1 protein-coding gene is annotated in these 3,784 nt (G+C 37.4%); it reads left to right on the forward strand.

Annotated elements, in window-relative coordinates:
* Positions 1-3,784 (forward strand): type ISP restriction/modification enzyme (locus ACFIMW_RS08860; RefSeq protein WP_375608837.1); only part of this gene is annotated, 3,784 nt, incomplete at both ends.

Here is a 3,784-nt window from a genome sequence, read left to right on the forward strand (position 1 = left end):
TAGCGTCTATGGATGATGAAGAGCTCTATGGAAAAGAGCTTTATACCTATACTTTCTCAAAAGCCGTTCAGAATGAATTGCTTGCACCTTATAAGATTATTGTTTTGGGGATTAATGAAGAGGAAGTGAGTCAATCCATTCAACATCTGATGACCGATGAGAATTATGAACTTATCCTTGATGATAAAACCAAGATCATAGGCTGTTATCAAGCCCTTGCTAAAATAGATCTAAAAGTTGATTTAAATGATGACCCTAATCCCATGCGGCGGGCTTTGGCTTTTTGCAAAGATATCAAAACTTCTGAACGGATCCGTGATACCTTCAATTCTGAAGAAATACAGAAAGAATTATTTAATCTTCATAAGGTCTATAAAGATACCCCGCCGCTTCACTGTACCTTTGATCATATTGATGGAACCCAAAGTGCCAAAACGCGTCATAAAGCCCTTGATTGGCTTAAGGAAGATGCGGGGGAAAATACGTGTCGTGTGCTAACCAATGTACGCTGTCTTTCTGAGGGTGTTGATGTTCCTGCTCTTGATGCGATCATGTTTTTACACCCGCGGAAAAGTTATGTGGATATCATACAGGCGGTGGGGCGTATCATGCGGCGTGCACGAGGTAAAAGGAGAGGCTACATCATTTTACCCGTTGGGGTACCGGCTGGGGTTTCTGCTGAACAGGCTTTAAAATACAACAAAAGATACAAGGTGGTCTGGCAAGTGATCAATGCTTTGCTTGCTCATGATGAGAATTTTGAAATCACCCTTAACCAGATGATTTTAGGTCAAGACGTTAGTGATGTTTTGGAGATTGGCGCTTTAAAGAGCATGACCGCGGTTGAGGATAAACTCCATATCCATGAAAAATCAGAACATATGGGGCTTGAGATTGGAAAAGCCGCTCATGAACCACAAATTATTCATAGCGTAACAGGAAGATTACCTTTTTATAAAGAGTTTCCCAATGCTTTGAAAACCCTTCTTGCGAAGAAATTTGCTATTGCGGATTATTGGGAAAATTGGGCGGGCAATGTTGCTGAGATTGCTCAAAATCATATCACCCATCTTCAAAACCTGCTTGCTGATGAAAACAGTGAAGCCTTTCATGCTTTTGATGCCTTTCATAAGGAATTAAAGAACAATTTAAACAGTGAAATAAAACAGGAGGAAGCCATTGAGATGTTAGCACAACATCTTGTCACGCGTCCCGTGTTTGAAGCTTTGTTTGAGGGCAATGAATTTGTGCAAAACAATGCCATTTCGCAAGCCATGGAAAAGATCTTAACAGAACTTGATAAAACCAATATCGAGGAAGAATCCAAGGAATTACAAGAGTTTTATAACAGTGTAAGGCTTCGTGCTTCTGGGATTACTTCGCCCCAAGCAAGGCAAAATCTTATTATTACGCTTTATGAAAGCTTTTTTGCCAAGGCATTTAAGAAAACCACGGATAGGCTTGGGATTGTTTATACACCCGTTGAGGTTGTTGATTTTATCATTCATTCTGTTGATGATGTGTTGCGTAACGAATTTGGAAAAAGCTTGGGGTCACGGGGTGTCTCTATTCTTGACCCTTTCACTGGAACGGGGACCTTTATCACGCGGCTATTACAATCTAAACTGATCAAACCAGAGGATATGGAATATAAGTTCCGAAATGATATCCATGCCAATGAGATTGTCTTACTCGCTTATTACATAGCAGCGATTAACATTGAATCGACTTATCATAGTATCATGAAAGGTGATTACATTCCCTTTAAGCATATTGGCTTAACCGATACATTCCGGATGCTTGAAGAGAAGAACCTGCTACAGGAATTATTCAAAGAAAACAGTGAATATTTAGAACATCAAAAGAAACTAGATATCGAAGTTATCTTTGGTAACCCCCCTTATTCTATAGGACAAAAAAGTGCTAATGATAATGCAAAAAATACCCCTTATCCAATTTTAGATAAACGGATCAGTGAAACTTATGCTGCTCAATCTAAAGCAAGTAATATACGAGCGCTTTATGACAGCTATATCCGTGCTATTCGCTGGGCTAGTGACCGTATAAAAGACTGTGGTGTTATTGGTTTTGTTACAAATGGAAGTTTTTTAGATGCAAATTCTATGACGAGTTTAAGAAAGTGTTTTGTTAAGGAATTTAGCAGTATTTATGTGCTCAATTTGCGAGGAGATATTCGCAAAAATATGACGAATAAAGAGGCTTCTCAAGAAGGACAAAATATTTTTGGGAGTGGTAGTATGGCTGGTATTGCCGTGACCTTATTTATTAAAAATCCCAATGCTTCTGGAGGGTGTAAAATTTACTATCATGATATTGGTAATAATCTTACAACAAAAGAAAAGCTCACAGCTCTTGAGTATTTTTCTAGTATTGGTGGCATCACACGTGAACAAGGCTGGCAACTCATTACACCAGATAAACATGGTGATTGGCTTGGTCAACGCGATGACAGTTTCAAGACATTCCTAGCTCTAGGTATTAAAAAAGGGCATGATAAAAAGCTCTTTGAGACTTTTTCGTGTGGTATACAGACTAATCGTGATGCTTGGGCATACAATTCAAGTCGTGAAACTCTCGCGAAGAATATGAGTAATATGATTGCTTTTTACAATAGTGAAGTGGAGCATTTTAATGGTGCTTATACACATAATGACGGTAAAACACGTACTAAAACTGTAGACAATTTTGTTAATGCTGATGAAAGAAAAATAAGTTGGAGTCGCGCTCTTAAACAAGAATTAATAAGAGGAAAAATCTTTGAACTTGAAGATAGATGCCTTATTCAAAGCCTTTATCGTCCTTTTACGAAACAATGGCTCTATTATAATCGCGCCTTTAATGAAATGGTTTATAAAATGCCGCATATATTTCCGATAGGACGAGCGATTGAAAATAGAATAATACAAGTTACTGGTACAGGTTCACGAAGTGATTTTTCTGTACTTATGACTAATAATATACCTGATCTTAATATGATAGATGGTGGTAGCCAATGCTTTCCAAGGTATCTTTATGAGGATATTGAATCTTTAGAGGATAAAGATAATAACCAATCCCATTTATTTACAAACTCTACAGAAGCAAACGCAACAGCTAATTTACAGAGGCGTGATGCCATTACTGATGAAGGATTAGCACATTTTAAAGCTGCTTATCCTAATGAAACCATAACAAAAGATGATTTGTTCTATTATGTTTATGGGATTTTGCATTCGGAAGATTATCGAGCCCGTTATGCTGATAACCTTTCTAAAGAATTGCCTCGTATTCCTTGTGTAAAAACTGCTGAAGATTTTTGGAAATTTGTGACAGCAGGGTGTGAATTGGGTCATTTGCACGTGAATTATGAAGATGTAGAACCTTATCCAGTCACATTTAAAAAGGGTAATCCAAAACAGACAGAGATCTCTAATCCCGAAAAATTTTATTATGTAACTGAAATGAAATTCGCAAAAGCAGTTAAAGAGAAAGGCAAATCCGAAAAGGATAAATCGACTGTTATTTATAACAGCAATATCACAATGACTGATATCCCTCTTGAAGCTTATAAGTATATCGTCAATGGAAAGCCTGCTCTTGAATGGATTATGGGGCGTCAATGCGTTAAGACTGATAAAAAGAGTGGTATTGTTAATGATGCTAATCGCTATGCTGTTGAAACCGTTGGCAACCCTGCTTATCCATTGGAATTGTTTCAAAGGGTTATTACTGTAAGTCTAGAAACAATGAAAATCGTAAAAAACTTACCAAAATTAGAAATAAG

This window comes from Bartonella sp. AC329YNZD, assembly GCF_042196685.1.
Classification (GTDB): domain Bacteria; phylum Pseudomonadota; class Alphaproteobacteria; order Rhizobiales; family Rhizobiaceae; genus Bartonella.